This is a genomic window from Achromobacter sp. GD03932 (assembly GCF_029839485.1).
Lineage (GTDB): Bacteria > Pseudomonadota > Gammaproteobacteria > Burkholderiales > Burkholderiaceae_B > Achromobacter > Achromobacter bronchisepticus_A.
Genome location: NZ_JAOCAT010000009.1, coordinates 1 through 16,289, shown reverse-complemented (window position 1 = coordinate 16,289; position 16,289 = coordinate 1). Strand labels below are relative to the sequence as shown.

At 66.2% G+C, this 16,289-nt stretch carries 16 protein-coding genes; 7 read left to right on the top strand and 9 right to left on the bottom strand.

From position 1 onward, the window contains the following. The first annotated feature begins 15 nt into the window (after nt 1-15). From N5C88_RS10440 to N5C88_RS10430, 3 genes are read left to right on the top strand one after another with little or no spacing between them, the layout of a single operon-like run. Nucleotides 16-1,110, top strand: coding sequence for a P1 family peptidase (locus tag N5C88_RS10440; protein ID WP_280015283.1), 1,095 nt, complete (start codon nt 16-18; stop codon nt 1,108-1,110). 20 nt (nt 1,111-1,130) lie between these two features. Beyond that, nucleotides 1,131-1,955, top strand: coding sequence for a M55 family metallopeptidase (locus N5C88_RS10435; RefSeq protein ID WP_059374691.1), 825 nt, complete (start codon nt 1,131-1,133; stop codon nt 1,953-1,955). 14 nt (nt 1,956-1,969) lie between these two features. Next, nucleotides 1,970-3,760 (top strand): aminopeptidase P family protein, encoded by a 1,791-nt coding sequence (locus N5C88_RS10430; RefSeq protein WP_280015282.1) that lies wholly within the window; start codon nt 1,970-1,972, stop codon nt 3,758-3,760. Nucleotides 3,761-3,832: 72 nt separating this feature from the next. Here the strand turns inward: N5C88_RS10430 and N5C88_RS10425 are convergent, their stop codons facing one another. Next, nucleotides 3,833-4,834 (bottom strand): hypothetical protein, encoded by a 1,002-nt coding sequence (locus N5C88_RS10425; protein WP_059374686.1) that lies wholly within the window; start codon nt 4,832-4,834, stop codon nt 3,833-3,835. Between the two features lie 221 nt (nt 4,835-5,055). Here N5C88_RS10425 and N5C88_RS10420 point away from each other — a divergent pair, with 221 nt between their 5' ends. The 4 genes from N5C88_RS10420 to ftsB all read left to right on the top strand — a co-directional run bounded on the left by N5C88_RS10420 (nt 5,056) and on the right by ftsB (nt 8,969). Then, nucleotides 5,056-6,708 carry a CTP synthase gene (locus N5C88_RS10420; protein ID WP_054450715.1) on the top strand — a complete coding sequence of 551 codons (1,653 nt, stop codon included), beginning with the start codon at nt 5,056-5,058 and terminating at the stop codon, nt 6,706-6,708. A gap of 203 nt (nt 6,709-6,911) precedes the next feature. Then, nucleotides 6,912-7,196 carry a DUF1330 domain-containing protein gene (locus N5C88_RS10415; protein ID WP_013392289.1) on the top strand — a complete coding sequence of 95 codons (285 nt, stop codon included), beginning with the start codon at nt 6,912-6,914 and terminating at the stop codon, nt 7,194-7,196. A gap of 4 nt (nt 7,197-7,200) precedes the next feature. After that, on the top strand, nt 7,201-8,487 hold the full coding sequence (gene eno / locus N5C88_RS10410) for a phosphopyruvate hydratase (protein ID WP_054450719.1): 1,287 nt from the start codon (nt 7,201-7,203) through the stop codon (nt 8,485-8,487). Nucleotides 8,488-8,555: 68 nt separating this feature from the next. Further along, entirely contained in the window at nt 8,556-8,969 is a 414-nt protein-coding gene (ftsB, locus tag N5C88_RS10405) for a cell division protein FtsB (protein WP_059374685.1), read from the top strand. A 36-nt stretch (nt 8,970-9,005) separates the two neighbouring features. Here ftsB and N5C88_RS10400 read toward each other — a convergent pair whose 3' ends face one another. The 8 genes from N5C88_RS10400 to N5C88_RS10365 all read right to left on the bottom strand — a co-directional run bounded on the left by N5C88_RS10400 (nt 9,006) and on the right by N5C88_RS10365 (nt 16,110). Continuing rightward, entirely contained in the window at nt 9,006-9,740 is a 735-nt protein-coding gene (locus N5C88_RS10400; RefSeq protein WP_280015281.1) for a TadE/TadG family type IV pilus assembly protein, read from the bottom strand. A 91-nt stretch (nt 9,741-9,831) separates the two neighbouring features. Next, complete coding sequence (gene hslO / locus N5C88_RS10395; RefSeq protein WP_059374681.1) at nt 9,832-10,761, bottom strand: Hsp33 family molecular chaperone HslO; 930 nt, start codon at nt 10,759-10,761, stop codon at nt 9,832-9,834. Between the two features lie 73 nt (nt 10,762-10,834). Beyond that, the gene (locus N5C88_RS10390; protein ID WP_059374679.1) at nt 10,835-11,356 is read right to left on the bottom strand and encodes a gamma carbonic anhydrase family protein; all 522 of its coding nucleotides are present in this window, start codon (nt 11,354-11,356) and stop codon (nt 10,835-10,837) included. A 22-nt stretch (nt 11,357-11,378) separates the two neighbouring features. Then, nucleotides 11,379-13,073 carry an AMP-binding protein gene (locus N5C88_RS10385; protein ID WP_280015280.1) on the bottom strand — a complete coding sequence of 565 codons (1,695 nt, stop codon included), beginning with the start codon at nt 13,071-13,073 and terminating at the stop codon, nt 11,379-11,381. Between the two features lie 127 nt (nt 13,074-13,200). Further along, the gene (locus N5C88_RS10380; protein ID WP_118935179.1) at nt 13,201-14,073 is read right to left on the bottom strand and encodes a UDP-2,3-diacylglucosamine diphosphatase; all 873 of its coding nucleotides are present in this window, start codon (nt 14,071-14,073) and stop codon (nt 13,201-13,203) included. Nucleotides 14,074-14,217: 144 nt separating this feature from the next. Continuing rightward, nucleotides 14,218-15,126 (bottom strand): DUF2167 domain-containing protein, encoded by a 909-nt coding sequence (locus N5C88_RS10375; RefSeq protein ID WP_059374673.1) that lies wholly within the window; start codon nt 15,124-15,126, stop codon nt 14,218-14,220. Between the two features lie 148 nt (nt 15,127-15,274). Continuing rightward, entirely contained in the window at nt 15,275-15,793 is a 519-nt protein-coding gene (locus tag N5C88_RS10370) for an RDD family protein (protein WP_059374672.1), read from the bottom strand. 128 nt (nt 15,794-15,921) lie between these two features. After that, nucleotides 15,922-16,110, bottom strand: coding sequence for a hypothetical protein (locus N5C88_RS10365; RefSeq protein WP_006389355.1), 189 nt, complete (start codon nt 16,108-16,110; stop codon nt 15,922-15,924). Nucleotides 16,111-16,289 lie beyond the last annotated feature (179 nt).

Below are 16,289 nucleotides of genomic sequence, written 5' to 3'. Positions count from 1 at the left end.
CGACACGTAGCGAACATGGACAAACAAGCGCTGGACATCCCCCGCATCGGCGTACTGCCATCGGGACCGCTGGATTCGATCTGCGACGTGGGCGAGGTCACGGTTGGCCACCGCACGCTGGCCGAAGGCCCGCTGCAGACCGGCGTGACCGTGGTGCTTCCGCATGGCGGCGATCCCTATCTGGACAAGGTGCCGGCCGCCGCCACCGTGCTGAACGGCTTCGGCAAGAGCACCGGCCTGGTCCAGGTGCAGGAACTGGGCGTGCTGGAAACGCCCATCGGCCTGACCAACACGTTTGGCGTGGGCACGGTGGCCAATGCGCAGATCCGCGCGGCGGTCGCGGCGAACCCTGGCATTGGCCGCGGCATGGCTACCGTCAATCCGCTGGTCTTCGAATGCAACGATGGCTATCTGAACGATATCCAGGCGCTGGCGGTGCAGGAATCGCATTACGCCGAGGCGCTGGCCGCCGCGGACAAGCGGTTCGAGCAGGGCGCAGTCGGCGCCGGCCGGGGCATGTCGTGTTTTTCGTTCAAGGGCGGCATCGGCTCCGCGTCGCGCGTGGCCTCCATCCAGGCGGGACCGCAGTACACCGTAGGCGCGCTGGTGCTGGCGAACTTCGGCCGCCTGCCCAACCTGACCGTGGCGGGCCGGCCCTTCGGCCGACGGCTGGCGCAGCAGCTGGACAGCGGCCTGGCGCAGGCGGGCGAGAACGCCGCCATCGTGCCCGAGAAGGGTTCCATCATCCTGCTGCTGGCTACCGACGCGCCGCTGGACTCGCGCCAGTTGCGCCGCCTGTCGCTGCGGGCAGGGGCAGGGCTGGCCCGCACCGGTTCGGTGTACGGCCACGGCAGCGGCGATATCGCGCTGGCGTTTTCCACGGCCTATACGGTGCCGCAACTGCCCGAGCAGCCCATGCCGGCGGTGGCGATGCTGCACGAGGCCCGCATCGATCCCTTGTTCGAGGCGGCCGCCGAAGCCTGCGAACAGGCCATCATTTCCGCGCTGTGGCATGCCGAAGGCGTGACGGGGCGCGACGGCAACCACCGCGCCGCGATCCGCGACGCGGCGCCGCAGTGGCGCCAGTGGCTGTCCGAAACCGAATTCTGAAATCCTCCGAGGCTGATCCCATGAAGATCCTGATTTCCACCGACATCGAAGGCGTTGCTGGCGTCTTCCATTCCGAACAAGTCCGCGCCGGCAACGGCGAATACGAGCGCGCCCGCGCCTGGATGACCGCCGAGGCCAACGCGGCCGTGCAAGGCGCGATCGCCGGCGGCGCCGAAGAGATCCTGGTCAACGATTCGCATGGCGGCTTTCGCAACCTGCTGCCCGACGGCCTGGACGAGCGTGCACGCCTGGTGCTGGGCAAGCCGCGCTACCTCGGCATGATGGGCGGCCTGGAAGAGGGCTGCGACGCGGTCTTCATGATCGGCTACCACTCGCGCTCGCAAGGCCGCGGCATCCTGGCCCACACCATCAACAGCTTCGCCTTTGCGCGCGTGTTCATCAACGGCATGGAGCTGGGCGAGGCCGGCCTGTACGGCGCGCTGGCGGGCGAGATGGGCGTGCCCGTCATCCTGGGCACCGGCGACGATGCCTTCATCGCGGAGACCCGCGATACCTTCCCGGGCGCCGAATGGGTGCAGACCAAGGTGGCCCATGGGCAGGGCAGCGGCGTGACCCTGTCGCCTGCTGCATCGCGCCGCGCGATTGCGTCCGCCGCCGAAACCGCCGTGCGCAATTTGAAGAAAGGGGGAGTGGTTCCTTTCCGCATTCCCGCCCCTATAGAATGCCGGTTGCAGACGCAGAGCTCGGCCCTGGCCGACCTGTTCTGCATGTGGCCCACGCTGGAACGCGTGGACGGCGTGACCTTGCGATTCACCACGGATAGCATGCAGTCCGCCGTCCGCACGCTGAACAGCCTGGCCGCCATGTCTTTCATGTTGCGCTAAGGATCCCATCCCCCATGTCTAGCACCGACGCCCGTATTGCCCAATTGCGGCAGGCCATGAGCCGCCGCGGCCTGTCCGCCTATGTCGTTCCGTCCTCGGACCCGCACCTGTCCGAATACCTGCCCGCGCGCTGGCAGGGACGGCGCTGGTTGTCCGGCTTCACGGGCTCGGTCGGCACGCTGGTGGTCACGGCCGATTTCGCCGGCCTGTGGGTGGACAGCCGCTATTGGGTACAGGCCGAAGCCCAGTTGGCCGGCACCTGCGTGCAACTGATGAAGATCGCGCTGGCCACGACGCCGGGCCATGTGGACTGGCTGGCGGCCAATGCCAAGGCGGGCGAGGTCATCGGAGTGGACGGACAGGTGCTGGGCCTGGGCGCGTTCCGTGCCCTGTCGGCGGCCGCGGCCTCGGCCGGCGCCGTCCTGGAAATCCGCGAGGATCTGCTGGACGACGTCTGGGCGGACCGTGCCGGACTGCCTGGCGCCGCCATCTATGAACACGTGGCGCCCGAAGCCTGCGTGACCCGCGCAGACAAGCTGGCGCAGGTACGCGCCGCCATGCGCACGCATGGCGCCGACGTGCATTTCATCAGCACGCTGGACGACATCGCCTGGCTCTTCAACCTGCGCGGCGCGGACGTGGACTACAACCCGGTTTTCGTCGGCCACGCGCTGGTCGGGCTGGACCATGCCACGCTGTTCGTGGCCGAGGGCAAGATCGACGACGCCCTGCGCGCCGTGCTCGCGGCCGATGGCGTGGAAGTGGCCGCCTATGCCCAGGCGGCCGATGCCCTGGCCTCGCTGGAACTCGATCAGAAGTTGCTGATCGATCCGGCCCGCGTGACCTGCGGCGTGTTCCATGCGATGGACCCCGCCGTGCCGCGCGTCGAAGCCATCAATCCGTCCACGCTGCTGAAGTCCCGCAAGACCGATGCCGAGCTGGCGAACGTGCGCCAGGCCATGGCGCAGGACGGCGCGGCGCTCTGTGAGTTCTTCGCCTGGTTCGAAGGCGCGCTGGGCAAGGAAACCATCACCGAACTGACCATCGACGAGCAGATCACCGCTGCCCGCGCGCGCCGGCCGGCCTATGTCTGCCCCAGCTTCGCCACCATCGCCGGCTTCAACGCCAACGGCGCGATGCCGCACTACCGCGCCACCCAGGAATCGCACGCCACCATCGAAGGCGACGGCCTGCTGCTGATCGACTCGGGCGGCCAGTACCTGGGCGGCACGACCGACATCACCCGCGTGGTCGCGGTGGGCACGCCCAGCGCCGACCAGAAGGTGGACTTCACGCTGGTGCTCAAGGGCATGATCGCGCTTTCGCGCGCCTCGTTCCCGCGCGGCACGCCTTCGCCCATGCTGGACGCCATCGCGCGCGCGCCCATCTGGGAAGGCGGGGCGGAATACGGCCATGGCACGGGCCATGGCGTGGGTTACTTCCTGAACGTGCACGAAGGCCCGCAGGTCATTTCCTACCGCGCCGTTCCGGGCCCGCATACCGCCATGGAGCCCGGCATGATCACCTCCAACGAGCCGGGCATCTACCGCCCGGGTCGCTGGGGCGTGCGCATCGAGAACCTGGTCGCCAATCGCGCCTGGCTGACCTCGGAATTGGGCGAATTCCTGTGCTTCGAAACGCTGACGCTGTGCCCGATCGACACGCGCTGCATCGAACCGTCGCTGATGCGCGCCGACGAAATCGCCTGGCTCAACGACTATCACAAGACGGTGCACGAACGCCTGTCGCCGCTGGTCGAAGGCGAGGCGCTGGCCTGGCTGCAGCGCCGCACCGCCGCGATCTGAACCGCTGCGTGAGTGCATGAAAAAAGGCCGCGGGCGCAATGCCCGCGGCCTTTTGCTTTGCGCGAAATCAGGTCAGCTTGCGGGCGTGGCAGCCTTGGCGCCGGGATACAGCGCGAGCCTGCCGATCAGGCAGCCCAAGGCCAGCAGCGCGCCATAGGCCAGCAGCGTCAGGCCGGCGGCCGCATGGGATTCCGCGGCGCGCATCAGTTGCCCCCAGGTCATCGCCCGGACGGCCAGGAATCCCAAACCTATGCCCAGCGCCTGCGCCAGCCAGAAGGCGATGGAGCCGTGGGCGACGGCCCGCCCGAATCGGGCCGCGCCGATCGGGCGCGGCAGGACGTTCAGGCAGACCAGGGTGCATAGACCCAGCAGGGCCGCGGGCAGGACCAGATAGCCCAGCGCGTACGCCGTCCAGCCAGCGCCCTGAGCCTGCATCTGCAGGAAGCCGCCCAACGAGATCGAAACGGTCAGTTGCCAGACCAGCACGGTCAGCCCGGTTGTCCAGGCGGCATGGCGCCGTTCATAGGCCGGGCCGCCGGCCGGGCCTGCGGGCTGCACGGTCCAGGCGGCAATGCGCACGATGACGCAGATGCCGATGATCTCCAGCACGATGCTCACGAGCTTGGTGATGGTGTTCAGGGCCAGAAACTGGCCGATCATGCCGAAGCCGAGCCGTTCCTGCAGCACGTCGCGATGGTCCATGACGAAGCGCATCAGCGTGTTTTGCAGGAAGGCGATGCCGGCCGCCACCGCCAGGGTGTAAAGCAGAAACAGCGCGATGAAGGTGCCGAACAGCTTGCGCGGCTCGGTCACCGCCTGGGTGTCATGGCGCGCCAGCCAGCCTCGCATCGCTCCCCAGGCGGTCAGCCCGGCGATCACCGCGCCCGCGACAATATGGGCCAGCAGCGGCGCCAGGAACTGCGGCTGGCTGTACATCTCCCGCATTTGCTCGAACTGGGGCAGGGCCAGCAGGCTGTACGACTGGACCAGCGCCGAGTAAGCCAGGCGCAGGAAAACGGCGGTAAGTGCAAGACGCCAGGCGAGCGAGTAGGAGGATCGGGCGGGATCGGTCATCGGCGAAAGGATGGAATGTTGAGAAAAAACAGCAAGCAGAAAAATAGGGATCGAACATAGCACGGCGCTGCGCCGCGCCACACAAGGCGATGGCCCTTGCGCCGATTCGAGTGCTGCCAAATGTTACGCCCCGGAGCTAGGGGAAAACCCAAATAAGCTCCGCCTCCCGGCTATAATCCAAATTTCCCGCACGCGCCCGCTCGTCCCGGGTGCTCATTACGATGACCAAATACGTATTTGTCACCGGCGGTGTGGTGTCTTCCCTGGGCAAAGGCATCGCCGCTGCGTCGCTCGCCGCCATCCTCGAGTCGCGTGGCCTGCAAGTCACCATGCTGAAGCTCGACCCGTACATCAACGTCGATCCGGGCACCATGAGCCCGTTCCAGCATGGCGAGGTGTTCGTCACGGAAGACGGCGCCGAAACCGACCTGGACCTTGGCCACTACGAGCGTTTCATTTCGGCTCGCATGCACAAGGTGAACAACTTCACCACCGGCCAGATCTACGAATCGGTACTCCGCAAGGAGCGCCGCGGCGACTACCTGGGCAAGACCGTCCAGGTCATTCCGCACATCACCAACGAAATCCAGGACTTCATCGCCCGTGGCGCCGAAGCCGCCTGGAACGGCAACACCGACGTCGCGATCGTCGAGATCGGCGGCACCGTGGGTGACATCGAGTCCCTGCCGTTCCTGGAAGCCGCGCGCCAGATGAGCCTGCGCATGGGCCGCAACAACGCCGCCTTCGTGCACCTGACGCTGGTGCCCTTCATCGCGTCGGCCGGCGAGCTCAAGACCAAGCCGACCCAGCACTCGGTGCAGAAGCTGCGCGAAATCGGCATCTACCCGAACGCGCTGCTGTGCCGCGCCGACCGCCGCATCCCGGACGACGAGCGCGCCAAGATCTCGATGTTCTCCAACGTGCCCCTGGACGCGGTCATCTCCGTCTGGGACGCCGATTCGATCTACAAGATCCCGGCGATGCTGCATGCGCAGGGCGTGGACAACATCGTCTGCGAAGCGCTGGGCCTGACCCCGCCGCCGGCCGACCTGTCCATGTGGGACAACCTGGTCGAAGCGCTGGAGCACCCGCAGCACCAGCTCACCATCGGCATGGTCGGCAAGTACGTCGACCTGACCGAGTCGTACAAGTCGCTGACGGAAGCCCTGGTACACGCCGGCATCCACACGCGCTCGAAGATCAACATCGAGTACATCGACTCCGAAGACATCGAAACCCGCGGCACCGACCAGCTCAAGCACCTGGATGCCATCCTGGTTCCGGGCGGCTTCGGCAAGCGCGGCACCGAAGGCAAGATCGCCGCGATCCGCTACGCCCGTGAAAACGGCGTGCCGTACCTGGGCATCTGCCTGGGCATGCAGCTGGCCGTGATCGAGTTCGCGCGCCACGTCGCCGGCCTGGGCGGCGCCAACAGCACGGAATTCGATCCGTCCGCGCCGCATCCCGTGGTGGCCCTGATCACCGAATGGATGGACCGCGAAGGCAAGGTCGAAAAGCGTAACCAGTCGTCCGACCTGGGCGGCACCATGCGCAAGGGCGCGCAGCGCGTGCCGATCAAGCCGGGCACCCGCGCGCAGTCGATCTACGGCGACGAAGTGAACGAGCGTCACCGCCATCGCTACGAGGTCAACAACGTCTACGTGCCGCGCCTGGAAGAAGCCGGCATGGTGATCAGCGCCCGCACGCCGACCGAGAACCTGCCGGAAATGATGGAATTGCCCGACCACCCGTGGTTCGTGGGCGTGCAGTTCCACCCGGAGTTCACGTCGACCCCGCGTGACGGCCACCCGTTGTTCGCCAGCTATATCCGCGCCGCCATCGAGCAGAAGGCTCGTCGCGGTCAGGAGGCGTAATGCGCGTCTGCGGTCTGGAGTTCCGTAAGCGGATCTTCGGGACCGCGGGCCGCCGCCTCAGCGCCGCCCTATACGGCGGCGCTTCTTTCGGATACAACCAATTAGCATCGGATATGCGTCGCCCGGCCGCCTTGCGCGACACTGGCGGCGTCGCCGTATCCGGCGTCAGACCGAAACCAACGCAACTGCTCTGAAGGAATCCCATGAGTGCCTACCTCATCGCCGACGTCTCAGTGACCAAGCCCGCGCAGTACGAGGATTACAAGCGTCTGTCCACGCTCGCGATGCGCGCGTACGATGCGAAGATCCTGGTGCGCGGCGGCGATTCCAGGCACCTCGAGGGCCGTGAGCCTGGCCGTACCGTCGTCATGGAGTTCCCCTCCATGACCGCGGCCCAGGCTTTCTACGACTCCTGGCAGTACCGCCGCGCCCGCAATGCCCGCGAAGGCGCGGCTGTCATGAATATGTTTATCGTTCAGGGAATGTAAAGTCATGAGTGCTATCGTCGATATCATCGGCCGCGAGATTCTGGATTCGCGCGGCAACCCCACCGTCGAATGCGATGTGCTGCTGGAGTCCGGCGCCATGGGCCGCGCGGCCGTGCCGTCGGGCGCGTCCACCGGCGCGCGCGAAGCCATCGAGCTGCGCGACGGCGACAAGAGCCGTTATCTGGGCAAGGGCGTGCTGCGCGCCGTCGAGAACCTGAATACGGAAATCTCGGAAGCCCTGATGGGCCTGGACGCCCAGGAACAGACCTTCGTCGATCGCACCCTGATCGAGCTGGACGGCACCGAATCCAAGGAACGCCTGGGCGCCAACGCGATCCTGGCTGCCTCCATGGCCGTGGCCCGTGCCGCCGCCGACGAATCGGGCCTGTCCCTGTACCGCTATTTCGGCGGCAGCGGCCCCATGAGCATGCCCGTGCCGATGATGAACGTCATCAACGGCGGCGCGCACGCCAACAATACGCTGGACCTGCAGGAACTGATGATTCTGCCGGTGGGCGCAGGCAGCTTCCGCGAAGCCCTGCGCTGGGGCGCCGAAGTCTTCCATATGCTGAAGAAGCTGATCCACGGCCAGGGCATGTCCACGGCAGTGGGCGACGAGGGCGGTTTCGCGCCCAACGTGGCCAGCCATGAAGCCGCCATCCAGCTGATCCTGAAGGCCATCACCGAAGCCGGCTACGAGCCGGGCACGCAGATCGCCCTGGGCCTGGATTGCGCCAGCTCCGAGTTCTACCGCGACGGCAAGTACACGCTGGCCGGCGAAGGCGGCATCTCGCTGTCCTCGCAGGAATTCACCAACCTGCTGGCCACCTGGTGCGACAAGTACCCGATCATCTCGATCGAAGACGGCATGGCCGAAAACGACTGGGAAGGCTGGAAGCTCCTGACCGACCAGTTGGGCAAGAAGGTGCAGCTGGTGGGCGACGACCTGTTCGTCACCAACACCAAGATCCTGCGCGAAGGCATCCAGAAGGGCGTCGCCAACTCGATCCTCATCAAGATCAACCAGATCGGCACCCTGACCGAGACCTTCGCTGCCATCGAAATGGCCAAGCGCGCCGGCTACACCGCCGTCGTGTCGCACCGTTCGGGCGAAACCGAGGACTCCACCATCGCCGACATCGCCGTGGCGACCAACGCCATGCAGATCAAGACGGGTTCGCTGTCGCGTTCGGACCGCATGGCCAAGTACAACCAGCTCCTGCGCATCGAGGAAGAGCTGGCTGAAGTCGCGTCGTATCCTGGCTTGGAAGCTTTTTACAACCTGCGTTGATGAGAAGCGCGGCCCCCGGCGCAATCCCGGGGCCGCATCCACGCCACGACTGCTGAGGGTTCCCGCGTATGCGCCTGTTGTTCCTGGTGCTGTTCGTGCTGCTAGGCCTGATCCAATACCCGCTGTGGCTGGGTAAGGGCGGGTGGTTCAAGGTCTGGGATCTGCAACGCCAGGTGGCGGAGCAACGCGAGACCAACGAAGGCCTGCGCGCGCGCAATGCCGCATTGGAAGCGGAAGTGCGCGACCTCGAAGGCGGCTCCGGCGCCATCGAGGAACGCGCCCGCGGCGAACTGGGCATGATGCGCGACGGCGAGGTGTTCGTGCACATCCTGCCGCAGAACACCCCGGCCCCGGCTGGCGGCGCCTCTTTGGCTGCCGACGCCGCGGCCAAGCCGGCCACGCCCGCGCGCGCCAGCGCGCCGGCGGCCCGCCCGGCGGCGACGCCTCCCAAGCCCGCCAATCAGGCCAATACCCGGCACTGAGCGCTGGCTGCCGTTCCTGTTCATCCCCCGTTCCGTTCAGCCGCAGCGCATGCTGCGGCATTCGCCGTACACGATGCCGGCGGGTTGCGGCGTCCTGCGCGCCCAATCCACCGGGGGCGAGTGCATCTCCGTTTCCAGTTCCATGCGCAAGGGCAACAGGCCCCGGGCCTGCGCGTTGCCGGCATAGCTGCCGCGATCGGCGCCCAGCGCGGCCAGCAATGCCCGCAAGGGCGGCAGCAGCGGCTTGTGCAGATAGGTCAGCCGCAGCTTCAAGGTGTTGGCCTGGAAGATGGTCTGTCCGCCCGGATGCGGCGGCCGGCGCGCATGCTGCAGGTCCTGGTAGCCGTTGTCGATGGCGCGCAGGCCTGACGCCGCGGGCACCTTGAGGTCCGGGCGGGCGTGTTCGCGGAACGATTGCTCATCGGGCAGCAGGACTTCGATGCGCCAGGGGTGGGTGCCCGAAATGGCAGCCAGCTCGGCTTGCTCGTCAGCTTGGCGGCGGCGCGCGCCAGCCTGGCCTTGCGGGTCCGCGTGGCGCGGCAGCAGGGCCTGCAGAAAGGCCGTCCGCATGCGCGCGGGATCGCCGTTGCCGGTAGCGCCGGCGCGCGCCGCCTCCATCAGCGCCAGATAGGCCATCTGGCGCACGCCCTGCCAGCGGGCGGCCTCGATCGCCAGCAAGCCCAGCAGCAGCACCACGGCGCCAGCCACCGCGAATTCGATGGCGGCGGCGCCGTGTTGCCGGCAGGAGGGAGCATGAAAAAAGGCGGTCATGGCTGCGCAGTCTGGCGCAGGCATGACCGCCTGTCGATGAGGATAAGCCGGTGTGATCGAAACGTCCCGGCGGCCAGGCCGCCGGTGTGGATCAGTGCACCGTGGGAGGTTCGTCCGCGGAGGGAGCCGTGCCGGACGAGAACAAGGTGGCACAGTCGACGGAGTCGAACTTATACGGTTTGCCGCAGAAGTCGCAGGCCACGTCGACCTGGCCGCGTTCGGCCAGGATGCTGTTGATCTCTTCCTGGCCCAGCGTGCGCAGCATGCTGGCCACGCGTTCGCGGGTGCAGGGGCAGTGCCAGCGCACCGCCAGCGGATCGAACGCCACCAGGGTTTCCTCCCAGAACAGGCGATGGATCAGCGTGTCGATGTCGGTGGCCAGCAGTTCGTCGCGCTTGATGGTGCCGGCCAGGGCGCAGGCGCGGTCCCAGGTTTCGGCGGCGTTCTGTTCGGTGAGCGCGGGCGCGTCCGAGCCGCCATGGTAGGGCAGGCGCTGGATCAGCATGCCCGTGGCATGGTCGGCGTCGGCCGCCAGCCACAGCCGGGTATCCAGCTGTTCGGAGGCCTTCATGTAGTGCTGCAGCGCTTCGGCCACGGTGTCGCCCTGCAGGGGCACGATGCCCTGGTAGGCCTGTTGGCCCGGCAGCTTGCGCTGCGGGTCCAGCACCACGATGAACCGGCCGTTGCCGCCCGGGTTCAGCAGGCTTTGCATGTTGCCATCGCTGGGTACCTCGTGGCCTTCGCGCATCTTGACGGTGGCGCGCAGGCTCAGGTCGTTGCGGCATTCCACCACCAGCAGGGCGATGGGGCCGTCGCCCTGGATCTGCAGCACCAGCGAGCCGTCGAACTTGATGTTGGCGGCCAGCAGCGTGGACGCCGCCACCAGTTCGCCCAGCAGGTGGGTGATGGCGGGAGGATAGTCGTGATTGGCCTGCACGGCCTTCCAGGTCGCGTCCAGGCGCACGGCCTGGATGCGGACGCTGCGGTCTTCGGTAAGGTATTTCTTGAGCTGATCGGTCATGGAGGAATGTTAGCCGATCAGGCCCGTCTATTCCCCCTGCCGCCAGCAGGGTCGAAGCGCCGCCCAGGGGCGCTCAGCCGATCCGTTTCAGCGCGGTCTTGTAGTGTTGGCCGCGCGCCACGTAATGGGCAGTGTTCTTGTGCAGATTGGCGATTTCCTCGGCCGAGAGTTCGCGGACGATCTTGCCGATGCCGATGACCAGGGAGTTGTCGGGAATGATGCGATCTTCGGGAATGATCGCGCCGGCGCCGATCAGGCAGTTGCGGCCGATGACCGCGTTGTTCAGCACGATGGCCTGCATGCCCACGAGGGCGCCTTCGTGGATGGTACAGCCGTGCAGCATGGCTTGATGGCCCACCGTCACGTTGGGGCCGATGGTCATGGGACAGCCGTCGTCCACATGCAGCACGCTGCCTTCCTGGATATTGGTGCCGCTCTTGATCAGGATGGCGTCGTTGTCGCCGCGGATCGACACGTTGGACCAGATGCTGACGCCTGCCTCCAGCGTTACGTTGCCGATGATGTCGGCGCTGTCGGCCACGTAGGCCGCCGGGTCGATGCGGGGAATCAGGTCGTCGAGCTGGTAAATGGGCATGCCTAGGTCTCCGGTTGCGGCTTCACGCCTTGGGGGTGTGCGGCGCGTCTGTAATGCCTGCGGTCATCCGCGAGCGCTCTTCTTCGCGCAGGCGCAGGATGCGGCGCTGGATTTTACCGGTGGTGGTCATGGGCAGCTCGTCGACGAATTCGATCTCCTTGGGGTACTCGTATGGGGCCAGGCGCTCGCGCACATGTTCCTGCAGGTTCTCGATGATGTCGTTGCGGTCGCGCTGCGCGAATTCCGGCGTCAGCACCACGTAGGCCTTGACCAGGGCGCCGCGCTCGGCGTCGGGCTTGGGCACGACCGCGGCGTTGGCCACGGCCGGATGTCCGATCAGGCAGCTTTCGATTTCGCCCGGGCCGATGCGGTAGCCGGCGGACTTGAAGACGTCGTCGGCGCGGCCCGCGTACCAGAGGTAGCCGTCGGCGTCGATCTTGGCCAGGTCGCCGGTCAGGCACCAGTCGCCCTTGAACTTGGCCTGGGTGGCGGCTTCATTGCGCCAGTAGCCCAGGAACATCACGGGATCCGGATAGCCATGGATGTCGAGCCGGTTGACGGCGATCTCGCCGGTGGCGCCGGGCGCCACGGGCTTGCCGTCCTCGTCCAGCACCGCGACGTTGTGGCCGGGGTAGGGGCGGCCCATGCTGCCAGGCTTGGCGGGCCAGCGCTTCTGGCTGTTGCCCACCACGTAGTTCATTTCCGTCTGGCCGAACATTTCGTTGGGCGTCACGCCCAGCGCCGATTGGCACCATTCGAAGACGGTCTCGCCCACGCTTTCGCCGGCGCTCATGATGGAACGCAGGGCCAGCTGGTAGCGGCCGCGCGGCTCCGGCACCGCCTTCATCATCATCTTGAGCGCGGTGGGGAAGAGGAAGGTGTTGGTGACCTGGTAGCGTTCCAGGAGTTCGAATGCGCGCTCGACCGAGAAGCGGCCGCGCGTGCCGACGATGGGGTGTCCGAAGTACAGGGTGGGCAGCAGGGCGTCCATCATGCCGCCGGTCCAGGCCCAGTCGGCCGGCGACCAGAACACGTCGGCGGGCTTGGGGAACCAGTCCTGCGAGGCCACGAAGCCCGGCAGGTTGCCGATCAGCACGCTGTGCGGCAGCAGCGCGCCCTTGGGGGCGCCGGTGGTGCCGGAGGTATAGAGCAGAATGGCCGGATCCGAGGAACGGGTCTGGACCATCTTGAATTCGCTGGGTTGGCGCGCCAGCAGGCTGCGCCAGGGCAAAACACGTTCGTCGGCGAAGCCGATGCCGATGATCTGCTGCAGGTTGGGACAGTTGTCGCTCACGGCCAACAGGTTGGCGCTGGAGGCGTAATCCACGATCGCGACGCGGGTTTCCGAGTCGCGCAGGCGGCTTTCCAGGGCTTCCGGGCCGAACAGGGCGGACAGCGGCAGCACCACGGCGCCGACGCTGTAGATGGCCATATGGGCCACCACGGTCTCGGGCCGTTGTCCCAGCACCACACCGACGCGGTCGCCGCGCCCGACGCCCATTTTCACCAGGCCGTTGGCCAGCTGATTGGCCGCTTCCGCCAGGCGGGCATAGGTCCAGACCTCGCGGTTGCCAGATTCATCTTCGTAGTAGATGGCAATGCGCCGCGCATCCGGACTACTGGATGCCCAGCGGTGGCAGCACGCTTCCGCGATGTTGAACTGGGTGGGTACCAGCCAGCGGAATGTTTGGTAGAGCGCCTGATATTGGTCGTTCATGGCCCTATGTTGTGAGCATGTTGCAGCGTGAACGGGTCAAGTTGGCCCGTTGCCCCAGATGCAAGCATGACCTAGAGGGCCGTGAACTGCAACATCCCCGTTGCGTAACGGGGACGCATACGGGTTATCACGGGTGTTTGCCCTGGCGGCGCAGCGCGGACGGCAGGGCCGGCAGCGTCAGCGAGCGGGGCGGCCGGGTGGCGGGATCGGCTTCGCGTTCCGCCATGACGGCGGCCCAGTCCAGCAGCTGGAGCTGGCCGTCGTGCGTTTCCGCCAGGGCGGACAGGCTCTCCACCCAGTCGCCGTCGTTGCAGTAGAGGATCTCGCCCACATAGCGCAGTTCGGCTTTGTGGATATGGCCGCAGACCACGCCGTCCAGACCGCGGCGCCGGGCTTCGCCCGCCAGCGCCTCTTCAAAGTCCGTGATGAAGGACACTGCGTTCTTGACCTTGTGCTTCAAGTATTGCGACAGGGACCAGTAATGCAGTCCCAGGCGGTGGCGCAGCCGGTTGAAATGATGGTTGATCCACAGCGCCAGTTGATAGAGCCCGTCGCCCAGATGGGCCAGCCAGCGGCTGTGCTGGATCACGCCGTCGAACTGGTCGCCGTGCAGCACCAGCAGGCGCTGTCCCTTGGCGGTGACGTGCACGTCCTCGTCCAGGATTTCGATGTCGCCGAAGGCGTATCCGGCGAACTCGCGCGCGAATTCGTCATGGTTGCCCGGGATGAATACGACCCGGGTGCCGTTGCGCGCCTTGCGCAGGATGCGCTGGATGACGTCGTTGTGCGCCCGGGGCCAGTGCCAGTGCTTGCGCAGTTGCCAGCCGTCGACGATGTCCCCCACCAGGTAAAGGGTGTCGGAATCGTTGTGGTCGAGAAAGTCTATGAGGAATTCCGCCTTGCACCCGGCGGTGCCCAGGTGAATATCGGAAATCCAGAGGGCGCGCCAGTGCGCGGGGCGGATTTCGTTCACGGTCGCGTTCCCAGGGGCTGTGCTCATGCCTGGGAATGAAACCATCCGGCGATGACCGGAACGTGAACGCCGCGTGACACTGTTGTGTCGGCCGGGCGAGGTTTCGCGATGCACGGCGGGCCGCCGTGCATCGGTTTCAAGGCATAGTGCGGCCGCGATCCGAAACGGCGGTCAGGGCTGCTGTTGGTTGGCCTTCTTGGCGCGCAGGCGCTTCCACAGGCCGCCGCCCAGCGCAGCCGCGGCCAGCACGCCGACCTTGGCGAATTTCGCCAGGAAGGCGGCGATCACGGCGAACAGGCCCAGCTTCTTGGCCGCCACGCCAGCCACCAGGGCGGCCAGGCCGTACTCGGCCACCTTGTCGGTCGAGGAATTGAAGTCGGCGTAGCGCTTGCCTTCGACGTAGTTCAGGTTGTCCAGCAAGGTCAGCACGGCCGTCTTGTCCTTGGGCACCATGCTCTTCTGTGTGATCAGGTCCAGCGTGATGTAGCCGTCGCGGCCCAGCGCGTAGGTGTTGTAGTTGACGGTGGGGTTCTCGGTGGCGCTTTCGCCCTTGTGCTTGACGGCGACCGACCAGACCAGGCGCTGCGAGTTGCTGTCGTACTTCGGTGCTTCGACCCAGCCGTCCATGATCAATTCGGGGAAGCCGCGCTTCTTGCGCTCTTCGTTGGACTGCTCGGTGCCTTCGCGCAGGCTGTCCAGCAATTCGTTGACGTTCCAGTTCTTGGCGTCGTCGTCCTTGATGTAGCCGGCCTTGTCGAAATTGACGGTGATGACCCAATCGTCATCGTCGCTCTTGGGCATCACCACGCCCAGCAGGGAAGGATCCTTGCCGTTGCCGTAGGCCGCCATCAGCCGGTCCGCCTGCATGCGCGGCACGAAGAACATGGATTCGGGCAGATGCACGACCGCCTGCTCGCCCAGCTTGACGTCGGCGGGCCCCTCCTGGGCGGCGGCGAAGGCGGCCTTGGTGGCCGCTTCGATCTCCTGCTGGGCGGCCGCGTTCTGCGCGAGCGCACCGGCGGGCAGCAGGAACAGGGCGCTGGCGGCGGCCAGCGCAACACGGGAAAGGAAAGCGCGCATGATGGTTCTGGGGCGTCTGAAAAAAGGGGCCCCATTGTCTTTGCGGTCGACTTTCAACTTTCTGAAAGCAAACGGCTAATTCGGCGCACGATGTTGCCGTTTGTCGCAGGATGTATACGGCGCGGCGGCTGATGCCGCCGGCCCGGGGCTAGCGGGCCTTCTTGTGCCGCGGCGCGTTGCGCAGCCGCGTGCCCAGGATGCGGTCGTGCAGGAACTGGCCGTCGGGATCGAACCAGGACCAGATGAAGATGGTGAAGGGCGCGGCGACGATGAACATGTCCATTGAAGGCCAGCCGGTGGCGCTGGCGGCCGCCCACACGACCGCCGCGCCGGCCAGCACCAGCGGCCAGACCAGGACGTAGCGCAACATCAGGCGGGGCGTGGACGGGGTGTTGCCGTCGCGGTCGACCAGGCGGATGTTCCAGGTCTTCATGGGCAGGGTCTGGCCGCGGCGGCGCCAGCACAGCACGAAGTACGCCCCGATGGCGACGAACAGCCAGGCCTGCCGGGCGCCGCGCAGTTCCAGCGCGTTCTTGCTTTGGGTCAGGGTGTCCAGCAGGTAGCCCGCCAGGAACACCACGCCGAACAGCAGCACGGCTTCGTACATCATGCAGGCGAACCGGCGCAGCCGGTTGGGGGTCTGGTCGAGGAGGGCGTCGGTCGTCATGGGTCGCTATTATCCGACAAAGCCCAGGCCTTCCAAGGCAAAAAAAAACCCACCGGTAAGGGCGGGTCTTAAAAGGGGCTATGCAGCCCCCAAGGGGAAAACTGTTCAGGCCTAAGCCTGGGCCCTGCTTAGGCGGCGGAGTGCGCGTTCTTGGCGCTCGTCTTGCCAGCCAGGGCACGGATGCCGTGGGCCAGCTTACGCAGGCCGGCGGCCAACGCCCGCATCGGGTGCGGACGGAATTGTTCTTCAATAGCCTGGAGCATCAGTTGGCGCTCGAGTTCGTCGGTCAGGCGGATGGTGTTGTTCGGGTTGATCACAATAGCCTCCACGGGCTTGCACTGTTTGTTTAGCTACTAGGGATAACCCGAATTATAGGGGTTAACCCTGAACTTGTGCAAGTGCCCGGTGCATATTGGCAACACCTTGGTGCGATGATGCGCTCAAACGGTGCTGGGGAAAACCATAAGCAAAGATAAGCGCGCCATGTTGCGGCGCC